The sequence below is a fragment of the Agrobacterium tumefaciens genome (assembly GCA_025559845.1).
Lineage (GTDB): Bacteria > Pseudomonadota > Alphaproteobacteria > Rhizobiales > Rhizobiaceae > Agrobacterium.
Map to the genome: position 1 here is coordinate 1,769,566 of CP048469.1, position 21,487 is coordinate 1,791,052.

Sequence of the window (21,487 nt, forward strand, 5' to 3'; positions counted from 1 at the left end):
CTATTCAACAAGATGTTGATTGCGACCTCCTATAGAACATGTCGGGAACGGTTGGGAACCGGTTTTTACTGAAATTACGTCGCCGTGTACAAAAACTGCGGGTGATAAACGGCCTTTGTCGCCGCTACGGTCTTGCAATGCGCGCGCCCTTCCCCGATTTTGCAGGCCATGCGTCCGGCCATACTCGATCCCCTTTTCGCCAGCGTCTCCACCCTTGCCGGTGTGGGGCCGAAGCTTGCCGATCTTCTGGCCAAACTTCTTGGCCGCGAGAACGCGGAAGACACACGCGTCATCGACCTGTTGTTTCACGCTCCGTCAAACGTCATCGACCGGCGTAACCGTCCGGGCATTGCGCTGGCACAGCCGGGCGCCATTGTCACCATCCAGGGACGCGTTGATCGCCACCAGCCGGCACCGCCCGGTAACCGATCGGCTCCCTACCGCGTATTCCTGCATGACGACACCGGCGAGCTGGCGCTGACCTTTTTCCGTGCCAAGGGCGACTGGCTGTCGAAAGCCCTGCCTGTCGATGAAGAGGTGCTCGTCAGCGGCAAGGTCGACTGGTTCAACGGCCGCGCCTCGATGGTGCACCCCGATTTCATGGTGAAACTGTCCGAGGCGGAAAACCTGCCACTGGTCGAAGCCGTCTACCCGATGACCGCAGGGCTCTCATCAAAGGTTCTGAAACGCGCTGTCGATGGTGGCCTCTCCAAACTGCCCGCCTTCCCCGAATGGATCGACGAGACGCTGATCGCCAAACAGGGTTTTGCCGGTGTTGCGGAAAGCTTCCGCGAACTGCACGATCCACGCGACGGCACTGATATCGATCCGCGTGCGCCCGCCAGACGACGGCTGGCCTATGACGAGTTTCTGGCCGGACAGCTTTCACTGGCGTTGGTAAGACAACGGTTGCGCAAGGTGGCAGGGCAACCGATCCGCGCCAAGGGCGATGTTGTCGCAAAAATTCTCTCGCAACTTCCTTTCTCGCTGACACCGAGCCAGAATGTCGCCGTCAAGGAAATCCTGACCGACATGGCAGGCGAAGACCGCATGCTGCGGCTGCTGCAGGGTGATGTCGGCGCGGGTAAGACGCTTGTTGCCCTGATGGCCATGGCAACGGCGGTCGAGGCAGGTGGACAGGCCGTGTTGATGGCGCCGACCGAAATCCTGGCACGCCAGCATTTTGCAACAATCTCGAAATATGCGGCCGCAGCCGGCCTCACCTGCGAGGTTCTGACCGGGCGCACCAAAGGCAAGGAGCGCCGCGAAATCGAGGAGCGCGTTGCCTCCGGTGAATCACAGATCATCATTGGCACGCACGCGCTGTTCCAGGATAGCGTCGCCTATAAAAATCTGGTTCTAGCAGTGGTGGACGAACAGCATCGCTTCGGTGTGCACCAGCGCCTGCGTCTCACCGCCAAAGGCATTACCCCGCATATGCTGGTGATGACCGCGACCCCCATTCCGCGAACGCTGGTTCTGGCCGCCTTCGGCGACATGGATGTTTCCAAGCTCACCGAAAAACCGGCCGGTCGCAAACCGATCCAGACCGTGACCATTCCAACCGAACGCATCGGCGATATCGTTGATCGTCTGAGAAAGGCACTTTCCGACGGCAAGAAGGCCTACTGGATTTGCCCACTGGTGGAAGAATCCGAGGAATCCGACCTGATGTCGGCGGAAGAGCGTCACGCGGTTCTGAGCAAGGCACTGGGCGCTGATATCGGCCTCATCCATGGGCGCATGAGCGGTCCGGACAAGGATGCCGCCATGCTGGCCTTCAAGAGCGGCGAGACGCGTCTGCTGGTGGCAACCACCGTGGTGGAAGTGGGCGTCGATGTGCCAGATGCGACAATCATGGTCATCGAACACGCCGAGCGTTTCGGCCTTGCCCAGCTTCACCAGTTGCGCGGCCGTGTCGGGCGTGGCGACGAGGCCTCCACCTGTATTCTGCTCTACAAGGGGCCGCTCAGCGAAAACGGTCGGGCGCGTCTGTCGATCCTGCGCGATAGCGAGGACGGCTTCCTGATCGCCGAAGAGGATCTGAAGCTGCGCGGCGAAGGGGAGCTTCTCGGCACCCGACAATCCGGCACGCCCGGCTTCCGCATTGCCAGCCTTGAGGCGCATGCCGATCTCCTGGAAATTGCCCGCAAGGACGCCGCCTATGTGATAGAGCGCGACCCCGAATTGACCGGCAAACGCGGTGAAAGCCTGCGTACCCTGCTCTACCTGCACCGTCGCGATGAAGCGATCCGCTTCCTGCACGCCGGATAAAGAGAACACACGATATGAACATGCACGACGTCTCACGCCCGCCGCCCGCTTTCCAGAAGGGCTATGCGCTATGCTCTCCGGACAATCTTCTCCAGCCGGACACATTTGCGAAATCCGAAAAGAAAGCCATCGGCAAGGTTTTCAAGAAACCCGGTCGCAAGAAAGCATGGATGAAAGCGCTGGAAGACGGCTGGAGCGTCAAGCTCGTTTACATGCGCCTGTTCGTCCCGGTATTTCACTCGACCACCGTGACCACGGATCTGGACGACCTGGATGATGACGACGACGATTGATTAATTGATCGGCGCGAAAAGCCACGCCAGTCATATGAGAGACACCTCACACCGGCGCGATAGTCTTGGGCGGGGTGAAGTCGGGGGCGACGAGACCGCCGGAGATCAACAGCTTTGCCGCGTCTTCCGGCGTCATGTCGAGCATGACGATCTTCTTTTTCGGTACGAACAGCAAAAAGCCCGCCGTCGGAACCGGGGTCGGCGGCAGGAAGACCGCGACCATTTCTTCACCGAGTTCGTTGAAACGGTGAGCGAGCTCTCCCTTGGCCTCAGACGCCACGAACACCAGCGCCCATGTCCCGGATGACGGAAACTCGATCAAACCGACTTTCTTGAAGGAATTCGAGTGCTCGCGCAGCACCGATTCGAAGATCTGCTTGATGCTCTTGTAGATCGGCCGCACCAGCGGCATTCGGTTGAGAACGGACTCACCGAGACCGACAATCCACTTTCCGATCAGGTTGTTGCCCAGAAAGCCGATCATTGTGATGGCAATCACCGCGATCAGCAGCCCGAAACCGGGGATCGCAACATCGAAATACTGCTCCGGATCATAACGCGCCGGAATATAGGGTTTGACCCAGCTATCGGCCCATTGCAGGAAACTCCACACCAACCACATGGTCAATGTGACAGGCGCGAGGATCAGCACACCCGTGAGGAAGCTGTTGCGCAGGCGGGCCGCGAAGGAAACTTTAAGTGGATTTTCGGTCATGTACCAATCGGTAATTATACGGCATCGCCGTAGAAGCCCTGGTGAAAACCGACAATGCCGGATGGAGTTCCACCGTGCAAGGTCAGCGCCATCAAATATTCGTCGGGAATGCCGTCACTCTTGAGACCGGCCACATTGGCGAAACCGAAGCGTCCGTAATAGGCCGGATTTCCCGCAAGTACACAGCCCGACGCCCCCATCCCATCCAACGCCGACAGGCCAGAACGAACAAGCGCCGCACCGACGCCCTGCCCCTGATTTTCGGGGAGGACGGATAGTGGGCCAAGAGCAAACCAGCCCGCCTCACCGCTCGACAGGGTGACCGGCGAAAATCCGACATGGCCGATAATCTCGTCGCCATGTTCAGCCACCAGTGAAACCACCAGCGCTCCCGCCTGCCTTAGCCGCCCAACGATCAGATGTTCCGTCTGATCGCTAAAGGCCATGTTACGGAAAGCAGCTTCCGTAACGCGAGAAATATCAGCTTCGTCTCCAGAGCGTTCCGGGCGAACGATCATTCCACGGTGACCGACTTTGCGAGGTTACGCGGCTGGTCAACATCCGTGCCCATGAAGACAGCGGTGTGATAGGCGAGAAGCTGGATCGGCAGCGAGAACACCATTGGCGCGATCAGCTCGTCGACGGTCGGCAGCGTGATCGTCGCCATCGTCGGCAGCTTGGAGGCGGCAGCGCCCTTCTCGTCCGTAATGAAGATGATGCGGCCGCCGCGTGCGGCAACCTCCTGCATGTTCGAAACGGTCTTTTCGAAGAACCGGTCATGCGGTGCAATCACGATCACCGGCATATTCTCGTCGATCAGTGCGATCGGTCCATGCTTCAACTCACCCGCGGCATAACCTTCGGCGTGGATGTAGGAGATTTCCTTGAGCTTCAATGCACCTTCCAGCGCCAGCGGGAAGCTGGTGCCACGGCCAAGATAGAGCACGTCCTTGAAGCGCGACAGATCGCGCGACAGGCCCTCGATCTGTGGCTGGATGATGTTAAGCACCTGGCTCATGATGCGCGGCATCTCGATGAGATGGCGCACCAGTTCGCTTTCCTGCTCAGCCGTCAGCGTTCCGCGTGCCTTGCCGGCAGCAATCGCCAGCGACGCAAGAACCGCGAGCTGGCAGGTGAATGCCTTGGTGGAGGCCACACCGATCTCAGGCCCGGCCAGAATCGGGAACACCGCATCCGACTCGCGCGCAATGGTCGATTCACGCACGTTGACGACCGCGCCGATCTTGAGGCCCTCATCCTTGCAGTAACGCAGCGACGCGAGTGTATCGGCCGTTTCACCGGACTGCGAGATGAAGAGTGCCGCCTGTGATGGCGACAGCGGCATTTCGCGATAACGGAACTCCGACGCGACATCGATTTCGACCGGCAGGCGCGCATAACGCTCGAACCAGTATTTACCGATGAGGCCGGAAAGATAGGCCGTTCCGCAGGCGGAGATGGCAAGGCCAGACAGCTTGGAGAAATCGATTGCCTTGTCGGCGTCCTTCACCTTTCTGGAGGCGAAATCCACGTAGTGGGAGAGCGCATGCGAAATGACTTCCGGCTGCTCGTAGATTTCCTTTTCCATGAAGTGGCGGTGGTTGCCCTTGTCGACCACGAATGCGGTGGCCTGCGAAATCTGCCGCTCACGCTTCACAGGATTGCCGGAGAAATCGATGATTTCGGCGCCCTGACGGGTAATGATGGCGCAATCGCCATCCACCAGGTAGGTGATCTCGTTGGTGAAGGGCGACAGCGCGATGGCGTCCGAGCCCAGGAACATTTCACCACGACCGTAACCAACGGCAAGTGGCGGACCGGAGCGCGCCGAGAGCAGCGTACCGGGATCGTCCTGGAACATCACCACCAGCGCATAAGCACCGGTGACGCGGTTCAGCATCTTCAGCATCGCCTCGCGATGGCCAATGCCCTCGCGAGTATATTTGGCCAGAAGTTGTGCCACCACTTCCGTGTCGGTCTGGGTGGTAAAGGTCGCACCTTCCGCCGTCAGCTCCTCGCGCAATTCCGCGAAATTCTCGATGATGCCGTTGTGAACGACGGCAACGCCATCCACAAAATGCGGATGGGCATTGGTTTCGTTTGGCACGCCGTGGGTTGCCCAACGGGTATGGGCAATGCCAACGAGACCGGGAAGCGGCTCTTCGGAGAGCTTCTTCTCGAGGTTGAACAGCTTGCCTTCCGCACGGCGGCGATCCATCGCACCGTTTTCGATGGTGGCGACGCCTGCCGAATCGTAACCGCGATATTCAAGGCGCTTCAGCGCATCGACAAGCCGTTCAGCAACAGGCTGGGTTCCGACAATTCCGACAATTCCGCACATATATTTCTCCAGACGACGATCACTTTCGCCGAAACTACTAACCGTTTCTTAGAAATCGGCAATTCTTCCGCCGGTCACTTTGGGTGACGTAACGTAACGAAGGTCACTTGGCCTTCTTGTTTGCTTCCTTGAGCGCCTTTGCCCGTTCACGGACCACGACTGCCCTGCCCGACTTGACCTCCTGCCGCGCCCGGCCAAATGCCAGGGCATCGGAGGGCACATCATCGGTGATGACGCTGCCAGATGCGATATAGGCACCGTCACCGATGGTGACGGGCGCAACCAGTGACGAATTCGAGCCGACAAAGCTGTTGGCACCGATCCGCGTTTCAAACTTGTTGTAACCATCGTAATTGCAGGTGATGGTGCCCGCACCGATATTGCTGCCTGCACCAACGAACGCGTCGCCGATATAGGTCAGGTGATTGACCTTGGCGCCCTCACCGATCTCGGCCTTCTTCACTTCACAGAAATTGCCGACCTTCGAATTGGCATGCAGGTTGGCGCCGGGCCGCAGGCGGGCATAGGGGCCAACGGCGGCACCCGCGCTGACATAGGCACCTTCGAGATGCGAAAACGCATGAATGACGGCACCGGGTTCGATTGTGACGCCTGTACCGATCACAACATTCGGCTCGATCAACACGTCCTGGCCGATCTTAGTGTCCCACGAAAGGAAGACCGTTTCCGGCGCAACCATAGAAACACCATCAACCATCAATTCGTAACGTCGGCGTTCCTGCCAGAGCTTTTCGATGGCCGCGAGTTCGGCGCGGTTGTTGCAGCCGGTCAGCTCGCTTTCCGGCGCATCGATCGCCACGGTACGGCGACCGAGCGAGCGGGCGATTTCCACCAGATCCGTCAGATAATACTCGCCCTTGACGTTGTCGTTGCCGATCAGCTCCAGAAGGTCCAGCGCGTTGCGGCCGTTGATTGCCATCAAGCCGCTGTTGCACCAGGTAACCTTGCGCTCTTCCTCGGTGGCGTCCTTTTCCTCGCGAATAGCAACGAGTTCGCCGTTCTCCACCAGCAGGCGGCCGTAACCCGTCGGGCGATCCGTATGAAAACCGATGACGACGACATCGACGCCTGTGTTCAATGCCTCGCGCGCCCTGTTCAGCGTCGCAGAGGTAATCAGCGGCACATCGCCATAAGCGACGATGACATCGTCGAACCCGCGCGCGATCGCGTCGCGCGCCGCCAGAACCGCATTGCCCGTTCCCTTGCGCTCTTTCTGGAGAAAGCTTTCCACCGAGACGCCAGGCAGGCTGGCCGCCTTGGCAACGTTCTCCGCATCACGACCGACAACAAGCGCCACCGTTCCGACACCGGCACCCGCAACCGCTTCAACCACATGCGCGATCATCGACCGTCCGGCAACAGGATGAAGCACCTTGGACATCGATGATTTCATGCGCGTGCTTTCGCCAGCGGCAAGAATAACGGCAAGAGAGCTGCGCTCCATAAGACCTCCAGTGCGCCGCATCCCGGCCTGATCTGACCGGCACATCGGCATAACATTCGATTTCGCCCGCACCTTCCGCAGATCGGACAAGGCGGGACGTGATTTCATTGCAGCATTGCTATAACGACGCCGTACTTAAGAAACCATGCAAATCCGGACCAATTTTCCCGGCTTGTTTTCATGAAACGTGATCGAAGCGGTGTTCGCTACGGGCGGAAAATGCCCTAGCGACGAACCTTGCCGGCAGTAAACTCCAGAATCTGGCGACGCCCGTTTTCAATGAGCCTTTCCATTTCCTTGCGCGCTGCGGCAGCATCACGCATGCGAAATGCTTCAACCAGCCTAAGGTGAGAGGCGGAAACATCGGAAATTTCATGGGGGTCCGTATCCGGATTGCTCATCCGGAAAATGCCTGCCAATGCCGCCTTGATCAGCGTTCCGACTGTTCGCATGAACGGGTTGCCCGACATTTCGGTGATGAGCACGTGAAAATTCATGTCGGCAAGGGCCCGCTTTTCCTTGGAATAGGCGGTATTGCCCATTTCATTGGCAAGGCCGATCAGCCGCGCGATGTCGGCATCCGTGGCACGCTGAGCGGCAAGCCCCGCACCATACGGTTCGAAAGCCAGCCGGATGTCGTAGAGATGGAGGAGAAAATCCTCGCTGACACCCGATTCGAAATGCCAGAGCAAAACGTCGCTGTCGAACATGTTCCAGCTCTCGCGTTCGGTAACGCGGGTACCGATACGCGCCTTCGGCGAGATCATGCCTTTTGCCGTCAGCGTCTTCATCGCTTCACGCAGCACGGTTCTCGAGACCTTGAGCCGCTCCATGAGCTCGGCATCACCGGGCAGGATTTCGCCGATCTTGAACGCGCCGGAAACGATATCGAGACCGAGCTTGTGCACGACCTTTGCATGATTGGTGCGCAATTTGCGAAGACCGATCGCCGCATCAAGCATTCCACGCTGCAAGAGTGATGTCCTTTCAAAGAAACGGCGTGTGGCCGCTTTATATCGTAAAACCCTGGGATGAAAAACCAGGGCGCTGCAAAGGCGGATGGATCGTCAGAAACAAACCGCCGGGATAAAGGCAGCGCTCAAATACGTTTATTAGTAGACATAGTCAAAATGACAAAGCCGCGCATGCATTCCACGCGCGGCTTCGGCTGCAGATTGCTGGGCCGAATTACTGCGGCAGCTTGTCGTCGACGCCTTCGACGTAGAAGTTGAGGCCGAGCAGAACGCCGTCCTCAGCCTTTTCGCCAGCCTTCAGCCACTCGGAACCATCCTGCTTCTTCACAGGACCGGTGAATGGGTGAAGTTCGCCCGACTTGATCTTGGCTTCGGTTTCCTCGGCCATTTTCTTCACGTCATCAGGCATGTTGGTGTAAGGCGCCATGGTCAGGATGCCATCCTTGAGGCCATCCCAGACCTGTTCGGACTTCCAGTTGCCGTCGAGAAGCGCCTGCGTACGCTTGATGTAATAAGCGCCCCAGGTGTCGACGATCGCCGTCAACTGCGTGTTCGGACCAGCCTTGATCATGTCGGATGCCTGACCGAACGCCTTGATGCCACGCTCTGCTGCAACCTGCATCGGTGCAGTCGTGTCCGTGTGCTGCGTCAGAATGTCGACGCCCTGGTCGATCAGCGCCTTGGCAGCATCGGCTTCCTTGCCGGGGTCGAACCAGGTGTTGGCCCAGACGACCTTGACCTTGAAGTCAGGATTGACCGAACGTGCGCCGAGCAGGAACGCGTCGATGCCCATCACCACTTCCGGGATCGGGAACGAGGCGATGTAACCTGCAAGACCCTTCTGCGACATCTTCGCGGCGATCTGGCCCTGAATGTAACGGCCTTCATAGAAACGCGAGTTGTAGGTCGCAACGTTTTCAGCAGCCTTGAAGCCGGTTGCATGCTCGAACTTCACCTTCGGGAACTTCTGCGCAACCTTGACCGTCGCGTCCATGAAACCGAACGAGGTGGTGAAGACCAGTTCGCAGCCGGAGCGGGCCATGCGCTCGATAGCGCGTTCGGCGTCCGGACCTTCCGGAACGCTTTCCAGGAATGGCGTTTCGATCTTGTCACCGAAATGTGCCTGGAGTTCCTGACGGCCGATATCGTGCGCCTGCGTCCAGCCGCCATCGGTCTTGGAACCGACGTAGATGAAGCAGATCTTCTTCGCGTCGGCGGCCTGCGCAGCGGGAACCACGCTGCCGAGTGCCGCTGCGGAAGCAGCGAGTGCGATGATCAGTTTTTTCATTTTTACCCCTGTCTGGTTTGAAGCCTTGAAATGATGAGTTCGCATCGAATTTTCCGGAAACTGCATGACACTTTCCGGTCCGATGCCTTAGCGATCCGGCACGAAGGATTTTCCCAGCGAAGCCGGTGTATTGATGAGCGTCGTGCGGCGATTATGCGAGATGATGACCAGCACGACAATAGTGGCAAGATAGGGCAGCGCCGAAAGGAGCTGCGAGGGAACACCGATGCCGAAGGCCTGCGCGTGCAACTGGCCGATGGTGACGGCGCCGAAGAGATAACCGCCTGCCAGCACCCGCCATGGACGCCAGGAGGCGAAAACAACAAGCGCAAGCGCAATCCAGCCGCGGCCAGCCGACATGTTTTCCACCCATTGCGGTGTGTAGACGAGAGAAAGCTGCGCGCCGGCAAGCCCGGCACAGGCACCGCCGAACATCACCGCGAGATAACGGGTACGGATGACATTGATGCCAAGCGCATGAGCGGAGCCGTGATTGTCACCGATGGCGCGGATCTTCAGACCTGTGCGGCTCTTGAACAGGAACCAGCCAATACCGGCAACCAGCGCGATCGACATGTAAAAAATCAGATCCTGCCGGAACAGCAGCGGTCCGATAAAGGGAATATCCGACAATACAGGAAAAACGATCGGCGCAAGCTTGACGCCGGGAAGACCAACGAAGCTCTCCCCCAGCATGCCGGAAACGCCAAGCCCCAGAATGGTCAGCGCAAGACCGGTCGCAACCTGATTGGTCACCAGCGTCAAAGTCAGGAAACCGAACAGCAACGAAAAAACCGCACCGCTTGCGATACCCGCCAGAATGCCGAGATAGGGCGAGCCGGTCAGATGGGCGGCAGCGAAAGCGCAGACCGCACCGATGATCATCATGCCCTCGACGCCAAGATTGAGAACGCCAGCACGTTCCGTCACCAATTCGCCCGATGCGGCAATCACCAGCGGCGTGGCGGCGGTTATAACGGTAAGGAGAATGGCCTGAAGCATATCCATTACGCCGCTCCTTGCTGATTGGTGTTCTGTGTGCCGGCCTTGCCGCTGAAAATGAACCGGATGCGGTAGAAGATAAGCGTATCGCAGGACAATACGAAGAAGAGCATCAACCCCTGGAAGACACGCGTAACCTTATCCGACACGCCGATGGAAAGCTGCGCCGCCTCCCCGCCGAGATAGGTCAAGGCGAGAACGAGGCCGGAAGCAATGATGCCGAGCGGATTGAGACGTCCCAGGAAGGCGACGATAATGGCCGTAAAACCGTATCCCGGCGAAATGCTGGGCTGGAGATGGCCGATCGACCCGGATGCTTCGGAGATACCGGCAAGGCCCGCCAGTGCACCGGACAGCAGGAACGCGAACCACACCATGCGCGACGATGAAAATCCGGCGAACCGCCCTGCCCTGGCCGATTGACCAAGAACGGTTACTTCAAAGCCCTTGAGCATGTAGCGCATCATGAACCAAAGGGCGATTGCCGCCACGATGGCGAAGACGAAACCCCAGTGGGCGCGGCCGGATGCCAGCATTTCCGGCAGAACGGCGCTTTCATTAAATGGCTTGGTCTGCGGAAAGTTGTAACCGCCCGGATCGCGCCAGATGCCACGCGTCAGCCAGTCGAGAAAAAGCTGCGCAACGTAAACCAGCATCAGGCTGACCAGGATTTCATTGGTGTTGAACCTGGTCTTCAGCAATGCCGGAATACCAGCATAAAGCGCGCCGCCCAGAGCCCCCATCACCAGCATCAGCGGCAGCAGCATAGGCGACTGCCAGTCGGGATAAAGGACCGGCAGGATCGAGCCGGTGATGGCGCCGATGGTGAATTGGCCTTCGGCTCCGATATTCCAGTTATTCGAGCGATAACAGATGGATAGACCGACCGCGATCAGGATCAGCGGCGCTGCCTTGATGGCCAGTTCATGCAGCGACCAAACCTCCAGCAGCGGCTCGACAAAAAAGGCATAAAGCGCGTTCAGCGGGCTTTTTCCGAGTAAGGCGAACATGATCGCCCCGAAAACCAGCGTCAGCGCCAGCGCCAGAAGTGGCGAGACGAAAGCGAAAAGCTTCGAGACACCCGCCCGTTTTTCAAGCTCAATGCGCATGTTCGGTGGCTCCCGAATGTGCTGTGTGAATACCGCCCATGAGCAGCCCGATCTTTTCCAGTGTCATGTCTTCAACCGGATGGGCCGCAGAAAGGTGCCCATCGGAAATGACCGCGATATTGGTGGCGACCTCGAAGATTTCATCGAGATCCTGGCTGATGACGATGACGGCAGAACCGGCCTTGGCAAGATCGACAAGAGCCTGGCGGATGCGGCTGGCGGCACCCGCATCGACACCCCAGGTCGGCTGATTGACGACAAGAACCGTGGGCTGGCGATCAAGTTCACGCCCGACAATGAATTTCTGCAGGTTGCCGCCGGAGAGAGATCCGGCCAGTGGATCGGCTCCGCTCTTGCGCACATCCATGGTCTCAGAAATACGCCGTGCGGCAGCCTTGATGGTCGAACCGCGAATGACCCGCAAAATACCACCCGACAAAAACGCCTTGCGGTCGGAGCGCGAACGCGCCAGCAACAGATTGTCCGAAAGGCTCATGCCTGGCACGGCAGCGTGGCCATGCCGTTCTTCCGGCACGAAACCCGCGCCCAGAAGCCGGCGGCCATTGATCCCCGTGCGGCCCACCGCCTTACCGCGAATGTAGATCGCCTCGTCATTGGCAACCGGATATTCGCCGGACAGCGCATCGAAAAGTTCGCCCTGACCGTTTCCGGCAACGCCGGCAATCGCCAGGACCTCACCGGCGCGGACGCTCATGGAGATCGATCGCAAAGCGACCGAAAACGGCGTGCGCGGCGCAACCGACAGTCCCATCACCTCGAGCTGCGGCTCACCCAGCGGGGCACCCGCCTCGCGCGAAACGCCTGCCACATCGGAACCGACCATCATGCGCGCCAGCGATGCAGGCGTTTCCTTGCGCGGATCGCAAGCGCCCGTCACCTTGCCGTGGCGCAGCACCGTGGCGCGGTCGCAGATGCGCTGAACCTCTTCGAGACGGTGGCTGATATAAAGGACCGAACGACCCTCAGCCTTGAGCTTGGCAAGCGTCTCGAACAGCTTGTCGGCTTCCTGCGGGGTCAGAACCGAGGTCGGTTCGTCCAGAATAATGAGTTTGGGGTTCTGCAACAGTGCGCGTACGATCTCGATGCGCTGGCGCTCTCCAACCGAGAGATCGGCCACATGCGCATTCGGGTCAAGCGGCAAGCCGTAGGCCTTGGAGAGCGCTTCCGCCTCCTTGGCAATCTCCTTGAGCGACACTTTCGGATCGAGGGAAAGGGCAATGTTTTCGGCCACCGTCAGCGCTTCGAACAACGAAAAATGCTGAAACACCATGCCGACGCCAAGCTTGCGCGCCTCACTCGGAGAACCGATGGAAACCGGGCTGCCCTGCCAGAGAATGTCACCGCTGGTTGGCGCGAGCACACCGAACAGCATCTTGACGAGCGTGGACTTTCCCGCACCGTTTTCACCCAGAAGCGCGTGGATTTCGCCGGGAGCAATATCCAGATCGATCCCGTTGCAGGCCGCGAAGGTGCCAAAAAGCTTGGTCAGTTTGCGCACGGAAAGGAGAGGCACGGCCTCGGGCGCCAAAGTTCCAGTCACTGATCCCTCTCTGACCGGCCGTGCTGCTTTCTGCGAAGCATTCCCAAACGGCTGCGTTCTTGTTCCCAATCGCGGTGTGCATTCGTATTCAATGCTGATGCGATCAACCGGTATTGATAACTGTTTTGCTGCTGCGCACAACTGAAAAACAAAGGTACGAAGCCGGATTTACACAACTGAAAGACAGTCTTAGCGGTTTTTTACTTGGCGCCGAGCGATGGGAAAAACTGCAATACGCCGCCGATGACGTAAAGATAGATTCCGGTGACAACAACGCCGATGACAGCCCAGGACGGCGTCTGGAAATGCATCAGCAAGGAATAACCGCCAAGCGCGCACCAGAGCAGGAAAATCGCCATGTTGAGCGGCCGCAACCGCGCCACACGGACTGGATGCAGGAAATTGATCGGCAGGAATGTCAACACGACCGATACCGTGACCACCGCCATTGCCGTTGTGGCGCTGGCATCGATGACGAACAGCGTGAACACCACCATGTTCCACACCACCGGAAAACCGGAGAAGAAGTATTCATCCGTCTTCATGCCCATATCAGCATAATAGATAGCGCTGGAAACGACGATCATGCCGGCCGCGACGAAGGACCATGGCTCGCCGATCATGCCCTTCTGATAGAGCGCGAAAGCGGGCAGGAGAACATAGGTCACATAGTCGATGATGTTGTCGAGCGTGTCGCCCGACCAGTTCGGCAACACTTCCTTAACGCGAACCTTGCGGGCAATGGGACCATCGATACCATCGACCAGCAGCGCTAGACCGAGCCACCAGAACATGTCGACGAAACGATGCTCGGCGGCAGCCACAACACCCAGGAATGCCAGGAAGGAGCCGGAAGCCGTCAGAATGTGAACGGAAAAGGCGCGGATTTCTGCGTACGGAACACGCTTGTACTTGAAAAGTTTCATGGTCAGCGTCAGCGCCCCGTTTTCATCCGCCTCGATATTCTTCCGGTATGCGGCCATTCACCACGCTTTGCAACCACCTGATACCTCTTATCCTAAGGGGATTGCTGGCATATCGGCATATCCAGGGCGTCAAATGCATCATCCGGCAAGTGGATTTGCGACCACAAAGCCTTTATGCTGGACAGCGTAACAGGAATGGACACACGACCATGAGAGACTTCGATATCGCCATCATCGGTGCAGGACTTGCCGGCCAGATCGCCGCGATCGCACTGGCACGCGCAGGACGGCATGTCGCGCTTGTCGCGCCGGCGGCAGCAAGGAAGGATCGGCGCACGACGGCATTGATGGATCAGTCGATCCGCTTCATGGATCGCCTTGGCCTCTGGTCGCGCATCCTCCCCTCCGCCGCACGTCTTTCGACCATGCAGATCATCGACGGGACGGATCGCCTGCTGCGCGCACCGACCGTTCAGTTCCGCTCCTCCGAAATTGGCCTGGATGCCTTTGGCTGGAACATTCCCAATGAAGCACTGCTGTCGGTTCTGCACGACGCCGTCGAGCAGGAGCACAATATCAGCCGCTTCGATGGTACGGCTGCAATGATCGATATCGGCAATGACCGGGTTTCGGTGACGCTGGAAAGCGGCGAAACGGTCTGCGCAGCATTCCTGATTGGCGCCGATGGCAGAAATTCGAAGGTTCGTGAAACTGCAGACATCGGGGTAAAAACCTGGTCCTATCCGCAAACCGCAATCGTACTGAATTTCACCCACACGCGCCCGCATGAGCAGATTTCGACGGAATTTCACACACCGACTGGTCCTTTCACACAGGTACCCCTCCCCGGAGACCGCTCCAGCCTTGTCTGGGTGGTCAAACCCGCCGAGGCTGAAGAGCTGACGTCTCTGTCCCTGGCCGATCTTGGGCTGCGGATTGAAGAGCGCATGCAATCCATGCTCGGAACCGTCACGGTTGAAGACAGCGTTCAGGCCTGGCCGCTTTCATCGATGACGGCGCATCATTTCGGCAAGGGGCGCGTCGCGCTTATTGGCGAGGCTGGCCATGGCTTCCCGCCAATCGGCGCGCAGGGCCTCAACCTCAGCCTGCGCGATATCATTGCCCTGACGGACTTGCTGGGCGCGACCTCTGACAAGCCGATCGCTGCGGATGCCGGAAGCCGGTTCGACCGCAAACGGCGTGCCGATGTCTACAGCCGCACCCTCAGCGTCGATCTTCTGAACCGCTCGCTGCTTTCGGATATGCTGCCCATGCAGGTGGCGCGCGCAGCGGGATTGCATGTGCTGTCCGGCATCGGCCCCCTGCGCAGCCTTGTCATGCGTGAGGGCATCGAGCCCGGACGCGGCCTGAAGGCACTGCCCTCCCTGTTATGGAGCGGCCTCAAAAGGGCTGTATGAAATAAAGTACGGCCGTCAGCGTAAAGACCGACAGAATGGTCGAGATCAGAATGGTGGCTGACGCCCTCTCCTGCCAGACATGATATTGCTGGCCGATGACGAACACATTCGTCGCGGTCGGCAAGCCCGCCAGGAGAACGGCGGAGTAAATCCAGACAGGCTCGAACCGCCCGAGAGCGGTAAGGAAGACGTAAACCAGAACAGGATGCAGGATCAGCTTTGCCGGCACGATATAGCTGATTTCAACGGGTACACGTTTCATCGGCCTGAGCGCCAGCGTCACGCCCATGGCGAACAACGCACAGGGTGCTGCCGACTGTGCCAGATAATCAACGAGGCGCTGCAAAGGCTCCGGCGGCTGCCACGAAAAGGCTGCAGCAGCAAAGCCGGCAATGACCGAAACGATGAACGGATGAGTCAAGACCTTTCGCGTTACATCCAGTGCGAGTCTGGCCGGCGAGCGCTTGTCGCCGCCTGAAAAAGCCATCATCGCCGGCGCCACGATGAAGTGCATCGCGTTCTCCAGGCAGACGATCAGCGCAACAGGCACAGCCGCCTTTTCGCCAATGGCAAGAAGGGCAAGCCCCGGCCCCATATAGCCGATATTTCCGTAACTTGCGGCAAAACTCTGAATCGTTGTCTCAGCAAGACTGTTGCCCCGCAAGAACCGGCCGATGAGGAAAACCAGCACGAATATGCCATAGGTGCAGACGAGACTGGCAGCGACAAAATCCATGCGCGCCAGTTGTTCGACCGGGGTTTTCGATACGAGCTTGAAAAACAGCGCCGGCAGCGCGGCATAGATGATGAAGATATTGAGCCAGCCCATCGCTTCGATGGGCTGTTTGCTGATGCGCGCCGCGACATAACCAATGAAGATCAGGCCGAAAAACGGCAGCAACAATCCCACGATGGCGGCCACGGCCTGCTCCCTTCACATCATTCAGAGCAGATTCCGATTAGCCGATTTGCATCAGAATCGGGAAAGTCTCCTGAAACCAGATCGCCATATTGGTGATGAAACCCGACATGAACGCAAGGCCAGTCAGGACCAGAAGCGTTCCCATGATCTTTTCCACGAGACCGAGATGACGGCGGAACCGCACGAGGAATCGCATGAAGGAGCCGGAAAATCCGGCCGCGATCCAGAACGGCACGGCAAGGCCGAGCGAATAGACGGCAAGCAGCGTCGCACCGTCTCCCACAGTCTCGCGCGACGCCGCCACGCCGAGAATGGCACCGAGAACGGGACCGATACAGGGGGTCCAGCCAAACGCGAAGGCAAGCCCCATGATGTAGGCGCCGGAAAGCGTGGCCGGCTTGCCACTGCCCTGAAAGCGCGCTTCACGCGAAAACAGCCCTATCCTGAAGACACCCAGAAAATTCAGTCCCATCAGAATGATGATGGCGCCGCCGACCTTTGCCAGAATATCGAGATTCTGACGCAGCAAGGTGCCGATGGTTGACGCGCCTGCCCCGAGTGCCACGAACACCGTGGCGAATCCCAGCGTAAAGAAGAAGGCGGATAACAGCACCGCCTTGCGAATCTCAGGCTGTGGCGTGCTGTCCTGCGTCTTGAACTGCTCGACGGACACACCGGCCATATAACAGAGATAAGGCGGCACCAGCGGCAATACGCACGGGGAAAGAAAGGACAAGGCACCAGCCAGCAAGGCGCTGAACAGGGAAATATCGGCAATGGACAAGGAAAAGCTCCTCTTTCGTCTGCCCGCTTTTAGCCCCAGCAAAGCCTTGTCACCAATCACCTTTTTGCGGGTGCGACAAAAAAAACCGGAATGATTGTGAAAAGCGCTTTTTATGGGTTGACCGGAGAGGTCGCTCTACCTATGTTCCGCCCACTTCCGCAGGGCGCTTCGCCCGACACACGGGAGAGCGTAGCTCAGCCGGTAGAGCAACTGACTTTTAATCAGTAGGTCCAGGGTTCGAATCCCTGCGCTCTCACCACTTTTCCAAAGAAGTTTCAGTAAGATAGAAGCCGGCACGAACGTTCGCTCAACGTTAGGCCATGCTTTTCGAATTCAAAAAAGATACGTCCCGCCTACAATCAGGCGAGCGCAGAAAATGAGCTTCTGAAAAGAGCTGTTTCAACAGGTTTCACTGCGCCCCGCCTCGGTCATCCTCATAGAAACGCGTACACATACCTGGCAATGTTGTCGTACATGCTCGAAAGATAAGCAGGGATGCGCCTGAGGCGGATAAACTTGCTGCCGCGATAGTCTGCCCGAGTCCCTACGAGGGTATCGGGATCGCCAAATGCCAGGACATCCTTATCGCTTACAAAAACGCGCGTGCCGTAACCCCAACCGCATTCAAGGGCGCGATCGTAAGGCAAAGTCATCACACCTCCCGTCTTGAGAAAATGTTCAGCCGCGCCACGCGAAATAATGTAGCACGCGGACGAACCTTGTGGGCCGTAGATGCAGCGTCCTACTGTATCGCCGAGCGAACTCGTCACCCTGCCCCGGAAACCGCCGCGGCGATGATTGGTGAGCTTCACTATCGAATTTTCAGGCATAACGGCGACAATGGCTTCGACCCTAGCGCCGAAGTCTGCCGAAAACGAAACGTCGTCCTCGACAATGACGGCGTAAGGCGCATCGCTCTCGAGAAAGATCCGTATTGCCTTCAGATGGCTGGCATAACAGCCATATTCGCCGGGCAAGGCATGGCGGCCGTTGCGCAATTCGAAACCGCGCCTGTCAAAACCAGTCCACTGATCGGTAGGAATAGCCTTGCCGTCCACGCCTTCGATCGGCCTTAGATTCAAGCCCAGACCGGATGCGCCATCCAGCATCTTTTCAAGACGTGCACGCGCTCTTTCAATGGAAATGATGTAGATCGGGAACTGATATGTCGTCATGTGCGGGGGTACCAAATATCAAGACAGTCTCCCTAACACCGCCGGGCACGACAAAACAGCCCCTCCCCGCAGGAATGTCAGGAAGGAAGGCCAGCCACGAATGAACTTAACAATCAGACGGAAAATTACTTTCGCGAAGCTGTGCGGCGGCAGCGCCAGTTCCAGTCACGTGGCTCACCCGTGTCGAGATGCACCGATTCCGTATGGCAATAGGTGCCAACGCCACCGCGATTGGGAAGAGAGCGCAGATAGGTCGCAAGCTCCCACTTGGAAACACCCTTGATCTGAATGTCGGCGGCGTCGCAGGTATAATGTTTGGAACCGCGCCGAACGCCCTTTGGCGGCCGGTAACCGGAGGTGATGATCGCCGGGCTGTTATAATGGCCCTCGACGTCTTTGATCATCTTCACAAGTTCGGGCTTGAAGCATCCGACCTCGACGCGATCCGTCTGGAGAAACAGCCCGTTTGGTGCAATACGCGTCAGGCCGGAAAGAGACGCAAGCTTCATCAGGCCCGTCGGCTGGTCGTCTTCTTCATCAAGATGCGCATCGTCGAACTCATCCGACATCATCGAGCGGCCGGATAGCGCAATGCCCATGGTATCGACATCACCATTTGGGAGCGCGGCCACTTCCTTGCTTTCCGCAGGGCCGCTCTCCAGCGCTTTCGGCAGCCGTTTTTTGGCGGCGCCAGCAAAAAATGCCGCCATCGTCACGCTGTCGGTCGAGCCTTCGGGCTTAGGCGTGCCCGTCGAAGCAGGAACCGGCACAGCAGCGGCCACGTCAGGTGCAGCCTGAGGCATAGGCACCGGCTGGCTGTTCTGCGAATGCTGCTCCGCCGTCACCGGCACTTGCTGCTGTTGAACCTGCTGAGGTGCGGAATAAACGCTGCTGACAGCAGGGACGATTCTCTGCCCCGGAACGGCGCCCGGCTGGGCGCCGGTGCCTGCGGGAACTGCGACAGCAGCCGTCGCGGCTGATCCCGTGGAATAAATGCTCGTCGTGCCTGCCGAAATACCCGTGGGTTGCGTCACAAGACCGCCGATATCGGCCGGCGCGCCATAGACCTGCCCTTGGGCACCTTGCGGTTGTTGAGCGAGTTGAGCATTTGCGGCCGCAGCGCCAGCACCTGCTGCCGAGACCATTGCAGGGTCGACATAATGTCCCTGCTGCTTTGAGGCAGGGCTGCCATTGGCAGCCGCAACCTTTTGTTCTGCAACAACTTCCGGCTTTTTGACGTCGGCCGCCATCTCATCATCCGTCACGGCTGAAACGCAGCCTGACAGACCGAGCAGCGAAACCGCGACGACGAGGCGGTGACAGGAAGTGCGCCCTCTCTTGCCGTCGACAGTCTTCATGAATGGCCTCCGTATCTTGTATTTCCAGCCGCAGCACGGGAACGGAATCGCCTGCGTCGTCCCAAAACGGAACATGTCGTTTCGATTCGCGGACTATGCCTCATCCTGTCGGGACAAGGCAATAGCAGCAGAAACCGCACTAACCGGCCAGAACTTACGTCACCAGGAGCCGGTGTTTTCCATAGATATCCACGGTTCGGCTGGTGCGAGGCTTTCGCCTTTTTGCAGAATTTCGATGGAGATGCCGTCCGGAGAGCGAACAAATGCCATGTGACCATCACGCGGTGGACGGTTGATCGTCACGCCATTGGCCTGAAGGTGCGCACAGGTTTCGTAGATATTGTCGACCTCATAGGCCAGGTGCCCGAAGTTGCGACCACCCTTGTAGTCTTCGGTATCCCAGTTGTAGGTCAGCTCAAGGCAGGGCGCCTTGTTTTCCTTTGCCGCAGCAACATCATCGGGGGCCGCGAGAAAAACCAGCGTGAAGCGGCCTTTTTCGTTTTCAATCCGGCGGACTTCCTGAAGGCCGAACAGATCGCCGTAGAATTTAAGTGATTCGCCGAGGTCTTTGACGCGAACCATGGTGTGTAGATACCGCATTTTTTTCCCTTCCAATATGCATTCCGGGATATTCCGGCCCGCTTTTGCAGCCAGGAAGCAAGCCCCGGACAAGGACGGCAACATAAAAGCACTTGGGCAAATCAAAAACTAGGGCTTGCGCAAAACCGTTACCAAGATGTTAATCTGCGGCACAGGAATCAGTTGACCGATAGTGTGGCGCGTAATCGAGGGGTTGGCAGGATATGGCTGATAGGATGTCATCGAAAACGATAGTCGATGTCGAGGACCTTTCGGGCGATGCCGTCGATCTGACAGAAATCACCGGCGTGGTGAAGTGGTTCGATGTCGCCAAGGGCTTCGGCTTTATTGTTCCCGATAGCGGCATACAGGACGTGCTTTTGCACGTGTCATGCCTGCGACGGGACGGGTACCAGACAATTCTCGAGGGTACGCGCATCGTTGCCCTGATCCAGCGGCGCGACCGCGGGTTTCAGGCATTCCGCATCCTGTCGATGGATCAATCGACAGCTGTTCACCCTTCGCAGCTTCCGCCGGTGCGCACTCACGTTCAGGTCACGCCGTCCAGCGGGCTTGAGCGCGCTATCGTCAAATGGTTCAACCGCACGAAGGGCTTCGGCTTCCTGACGCGCGGCGAAGGAACGGAAGACATTTTCGTTCACATGGAAACGCTGCGCCGCTTTGGCCTCACGGAGCTTCGTCCCGGCCAGGTCGTTCTGGTTCGTTACGGTGATGGTGACAAGGGCCTGATGGCGGCGGAAATCCATCCGGACAATCCGGCGCCAATCGGGATGGCGCACTGATGATCGCGACACGTCGCATGTTGGGAAGCGCCTTTGTGGCGCTTCTTTTTGTTGTTGCGGCCAACAATGCCGTCGCCCAGCAAAAATTCTCGACCGAAACACTGACAATCGAATCAGCTTCGGGTGAGAAACATGAATTTACGGTCGAACTGGCCCTGGACGATGCCCAGCGTCAGCAAGGGCTGATGTTCCGCAAGACGATGTCTCCGGACAAGGGCATGCTGTTCGACTTCGGTGAAGAGCGCAATGTGACGATGTGGATGAAGAACACCCTTCTCGCGCTCGACATGCTGTTCATCGGCCGCGACGGCAAGATCAGTCACATTCACGAAAATGCAGTTCCACATTCGGAAGCCATCATCAGCTCCCGCGGCGCCGTGAAATATGTTCTTGAACTGAATGGCGGCAGTGCAAAACGATACGGCATCAAGACCGGCGATGTCGTTCGAAGCCGCCAGATCGGCAATTAAACCGATATGGGCTGCCGGGTGCATCTTCAC

20 protein-coding genes and 1 tRNA gene are annotated in these 21,487 nt (G+C 58.2%); 6 read left to right on the top strand and 15 right to left on the bottom strand.

The window, feature by feature from the left end:
* Positions 1-168 precede the first annotated feature (168 nt).
* Positions 169-2,274, top strand: coding sequence for an ATP-dependent DNA helicase RecG (recG, locus tag FY156_08930; GenBank protein UXS01586.1), 2,106 nt, complete (start codon positions 169-171; stop codon positions 2,272-2,274).
* Positions 2,275-2,288: 14 nt separating this feature from the next.
* On the top strand, positions 2,289-2,567 hold the full coding sequence (locus tag FY156_08935) for a hypothetical protein (protein UXS01587.1): 279 nt from the start codon (positions 2,289-2,291) through the stop codon (positions 2,565-2,567).
* Between the two features lie 46 nt (positions 2,568-2,613).
* On the opposite strand, the gene FY156_08940 is transcribed toward FY156_08935, so the two are convergent.
* The 10 genes from FY156_08940 to FY156_08985 all read right to left on the bottom strand — a co-directional run bounded on the left by FY156_08940 (position 2,614) and on the right by FY156_08985 (position 13,948).
* Positions 2,614-3,282, bottom strand: coding sequence for a DUF502 domain-containing protein (locus tag FY156_08940; GenBank protein ID UXS01588.1), 669 nt, complete (start codon positions 3,280-3,282; stop codon positions 2,614-2,616).
* Between the two features lie 14 nt (positions 3,283-3,296).
* Positions 3,297-3,800 (bottom strand): N-acetyltransferase, encoded by a 504-nt coding sequence (locus tag FY156_08945; protein UXS01589.1) that lies wholly within the window; start codon positions 3,798-3,800, stop codon positions 3,297-3,299.
* The gene (glmS, locus tag FY156_08950; GenBank protein ID UXS01590.1) at positions 3,797-5,623 is read right to left on the bottom strand and encodes a glutamine--fructose-6-phosphate transaminase (isomerizing); all 1,827 of its coding nucleotides are present in this window, start codon (positions 5,621-5,623) and stop codon (positions 3,797-3,799) included. The genes FY156_08945 and glmS overlap by 4 nt, the downstream gene beginning before the upstream one ends.
* 103 nt (positions 5,624-5,726) lie before the next feature.
* Positions 5,727-7,088 carry a bifunctional UDP-N-acetylglucosamine diphosphorylase/glucosamine-1-phosphate N-acetyltransferase GlmU gene (glmU, locus tag FY156_08955; GenBank protein UXS01591.1) on the bottom strand — a complete coding sequence of 454 codons (1,362 nt, stop codon included), beginning with the start codon at positions 7,086-7,088 and terminating at the stop codon, positions 5,727-5,729.
* Between the two features lie 224 nt (positions 7,089-7,312).
* Positions 7,313-8,050 carry a FadR family transcriptional regulator gene (locus FY156_08960; protein UXS03095.1) on the bottom strand — a complete coding sequence of 246 codons (738 nt, stop codon included), beginning with the start codon at positions 8,048-8,050 and terminating at the stop codon, positions 7,313-7,315.
* Positions 8,051-8,276: 226 nt separating this feature from the next.
* Positions 8,277-9,350, bottom strand: a complete 1,074-nt coding sequence (locus FY156_08965; protein ID UXS01592.1) for a BMP family ABC transporter substrate-binding protein — start codon at positions 9,348-9,350, stop codon at positions 8,277-8,279.
* Positions 9,351-9,437: 87 nt separating this feature from the next.
* A complete protein-coding gene (locus tag FY156_08970; GenBank protein UXS01593.1) occupies positions 9,438-10,358 on the bottom strand; it encodes an ABC transporter permease in 921 nt (306 codons plus the stop codon).
* Entirely contained in the window at positions 10,358-11,461 is a 1,104-nt protein-coding gene (locus FY156_08975; GenBank protein UXS01594.1) for an ABC transporter permease, read from the bottom strand. Before FY156_08975 ends, FY156_08970 begins: the two co-directional genes overlap by 1 nt.
* Positions 11,451-13,010, bottom strand: coding sequence for an ABC transporter ATP-binding protein (locus FY156_08980; protein UXS03096.1), 1,560 nt, complete (start codon positions 13,008-13,010; stop codon positions 11,451-11,453). Before FY156_08980 ends, FY156_08975 begins: the two co-directional genes overlap by 11 nt.
* Before the next feature lie 212 nt (positions 13,011-13,222).
* The gene (locus FY156_08985; GenBank protein ID UXS03097.1) at positions 13,223-13,948 is read right to left on the bottom strand and encodes a phosphatidylcholine/phosphatidylserine synthase; all 726 of its coding nucleotides are present in this window, start codon (positions 13,946-13,948) and stop codon (positions 13,223-13,225) included.
* Between the two features lie 209 nt (positions 13,949-14,157).
* Here FY156_08985 and FY156_08990 point away from each other — a divergent pair, with 209 nt between their 5' ends.
* Positions 14,158-15,366, top strand: a complete 1,209-nt coding sequence (locus tag FY156_08990; GenBank protein UXS01595.1) for a UbiH/UbiF family hydroxylase — start codon at positions 14,158-14,160, stop codon at positions 15,364-15,366.
* Here FY156_08990 and FY156_08995 read toward each other — a convergent pair.
* Together FY156_08995 and FY156_09000 are read right to left on the bottom strand one after the other, a co-directional pair.
* Positions 15,350-16,288 carry an AEC family transporter gene (locus tag FY156_08995; GenBank protein UXS01596.1) on the bottom strand — a complete coding sequence of 313 codons (939 nt, stop codon included), beginning with the start codon at positions 16,286-16,288 and terminating at the stop codon, positions 15,350-15,352. The genes FY156_08990 and FY156_08995 overlap by 17 nt on opposite strands.
* A 37-nt stretch (positions 16,289-16,325) precedes the next feature.
* Entirely contained in the window at positions 16,326-17,072 is a 747-nt protein-coding gene (locus tag FY156_09000) for a cytochrome c biogenesis protein CcdA (protein ID UXS01597.1), read from the bottom strand.
* 183 nt (positions 17,073-17,255) lie between these two features.
* On the opposite strand from FY156_09000, the gene FY156_09005 reads away from it, so the two are divergent.
* A tRNA-Lys gene (locus FY156_09005) sits at positions 17,256-17,331 on the top strand.
* A gap of 175 nt (positions 17,332-17,506) precedes the next feature.
* On the opposite strand, the gene FY156_09010 is transcribed toward FY156_09005, so the two are convergent.
* From FY156_09010 to FY156_09020, 3 genes are all read right to left on the bottom strand, one after another.
* Positions 17,507-18,247 (bottom strand): glycosyltransferase family 25 protein, encoded by a 741-nt coding sequence (locus tag FY156_09010; protein UXS01598.1) that lies wholly within the window; start codon positions 18,245-18,247, stop codon positions 17,507-17,509.
* 125 nt (positions 18,248-18,372) lie between these two features.
* On the bottom strand, positions 18,373-19,605 hold the full coding sequence (locus FY156_09015; protein ID UXS01599.1) for a YcbK family protein: 1,233 nt from the start codon (positions 19,603-19,605) through the stop codon (positions 18,373-18,375).
* 159 nt (positions 19,606-19,764) lie between these two features.
* The gene (locus tag FY156_09020) at positions 19,765-20,205 is read right to left on the bottom strand and encodes a lactoylglutathione lyase (GenBank protein ID UXS01600.1); all 441 of its coding nucleotides are present in this window, start codon (positions 20,203-20,205) and stop codon (positions 19,765-19,767) included.
* Positions 20,206-20,408: 203 nt separating this feature from the next.
* On the opposite strand from FY156_09020, the gene FY156_09025 reads away from it, so the two are divergent.
* Both FY156_09025 and FY156_09030 read left to right on the top strand, forming a co-directional pair.
* Complete coding sequence (locus FY156_09025; GenBank protein ID UXS01601.1) at positions 20,409-20,987, top strand: cold shock domain-containing protein; 579 nt, start codon at positions 20,409-20,411, stop codon at positions 20,985-20,987.
* Positions 20,987-21,457: a DUF192 domain-containing protein gene (locus FY156_09030; GenBank protein UXS01602.1), complete on the top strand. Its 471-nt coding sequence runs from the start codon at positions 20,987-20,989 to the stop codon at positions 21,455-21,457. The genes FY156_09025 and FY156_09030 overlap by 1 nt, the downstream gene beginning before the upstream one ends.
* Positions 21,458-21,487: the final 30 nt, after the last annotated feature.

Excerpts from the sequence above, each read along its gene's own strand:
- FY156_09010 (UXS01598.1), bottom strand. The coding sequence starts at position 18,247 with ATGACGACATATCAGTTCCCGATCTACATCATTTCCATTGAAAGAGCG.
- glmU (UXS01591.1), bottom strand. The coding sequence starts at position 7,088 with ATGGAGCGCAGCTCTCTTGCCGTTATTCTTGCCGCTGGCGAAAGCACG.
- FY156_09025 (UXS01601.1), top strand. The coding sequence starts at position 20,409 with ATGGCTGATAGGATGTCATCGAAAACGATAGTCGATGTCGAGGACCTT.
- FY156_08940 (UXS01588.1), bottom strand. The coding sequence starts at position 3,282 with ATGACCGAAAATCCACTTAAAGTTTCCTTCGCGGCCCGCCTGCGCAAC.
- FY156_08990 (UXS01595.1), top strand. The coding sequence starts at position 14,158 with ATGAGAGACTTCGATATCGCCATCATCGGTGCAGGACTTGCCGGCCAG.
- FY156_09015 (UXS01599.1), bottom strand. The coding sequence starts at position 19,605 with ATGAAGACTGTCGACGGCAAGAGAGGGCGCACTTCCTGTCACCGCCTC.
- glmS (UXS01590.1), bottom strand. The coding sequence starts at position 5,623 with ATGTGCGGAATTGTCGGAATTGTCGGAACCCAGCCTGTTGCTGAACGG.
- recG (UXS01586.1), top strand. The coding sequence starts at position 169 with ATGCGTCCGGCCATACTCGATCCCCTTTTCGCCAGCGTCTCCACCCTT.
- FY156_08975 (UXS01594.1), bottom strand. The coding sequence starts at position 11,461 with ATGCGCATTGAGCTTGAAAAACGGGCGGGTGTCTCGAAGCTTTTCGCT.
- FY156_08945 (UXS01589.1), bottom strand. The coding sequence starts at position 3,800 with ATGATCGTTCGCCCGGAACGCTCTGGAGACGAAGCTGATATTTCTCGC.
- FY156_08985 (UXS03097.1), bottom strand. The coding sequence starts at position 13,948 with ATGAAACTTTTCAAGTACAAGCGTGTTCCGTACGCAGAAATCCGCGCC.
- FY156_08970 (UXS01593.1), bottom strand. The coding sequence starts at position 10,358 with ATGGATATGCTTCAGGCCATTCTCCTTACCGTTATAACCGCCGCCACG.
- FY156_08960 (UXS03095.1), bottom strand. The coding sequence starts at position 8,050 with ATGCTTGATGCGGCGATCGGTCTTCGCAAATTGCGCACCAATCATGCA.
- FY156_09020 (UXS01600.1), bottom strand. The coding sequence starts at position 20,205 with ATGCGGTATCTACACACCATGGTTCGCGTCAAAGACCTCGGCGAATCA.
- FY156_09030 (UXS01602.1), top strand. The coding sequence starts at position 20,987 with ATGATCGCGACACGTCGCATGTTGGGAAGCGCCTTTGTGGCGCTTCTT.
- FY156_08965 (UXS01592.1), bottom strand. The coding sequence starts at position 9,350 with ATGAAAAAACTGATCATCGCACTCGCTGCTTCCGCAGCGGCACTCGGC.
- FY156_08935 (UXS01587.1), top strand. The coding sequence starts at position 2,289 with ATGAACATGCACGACGTCTCACGCCCGCCGCCCGCTTTCCAGAAGGGC.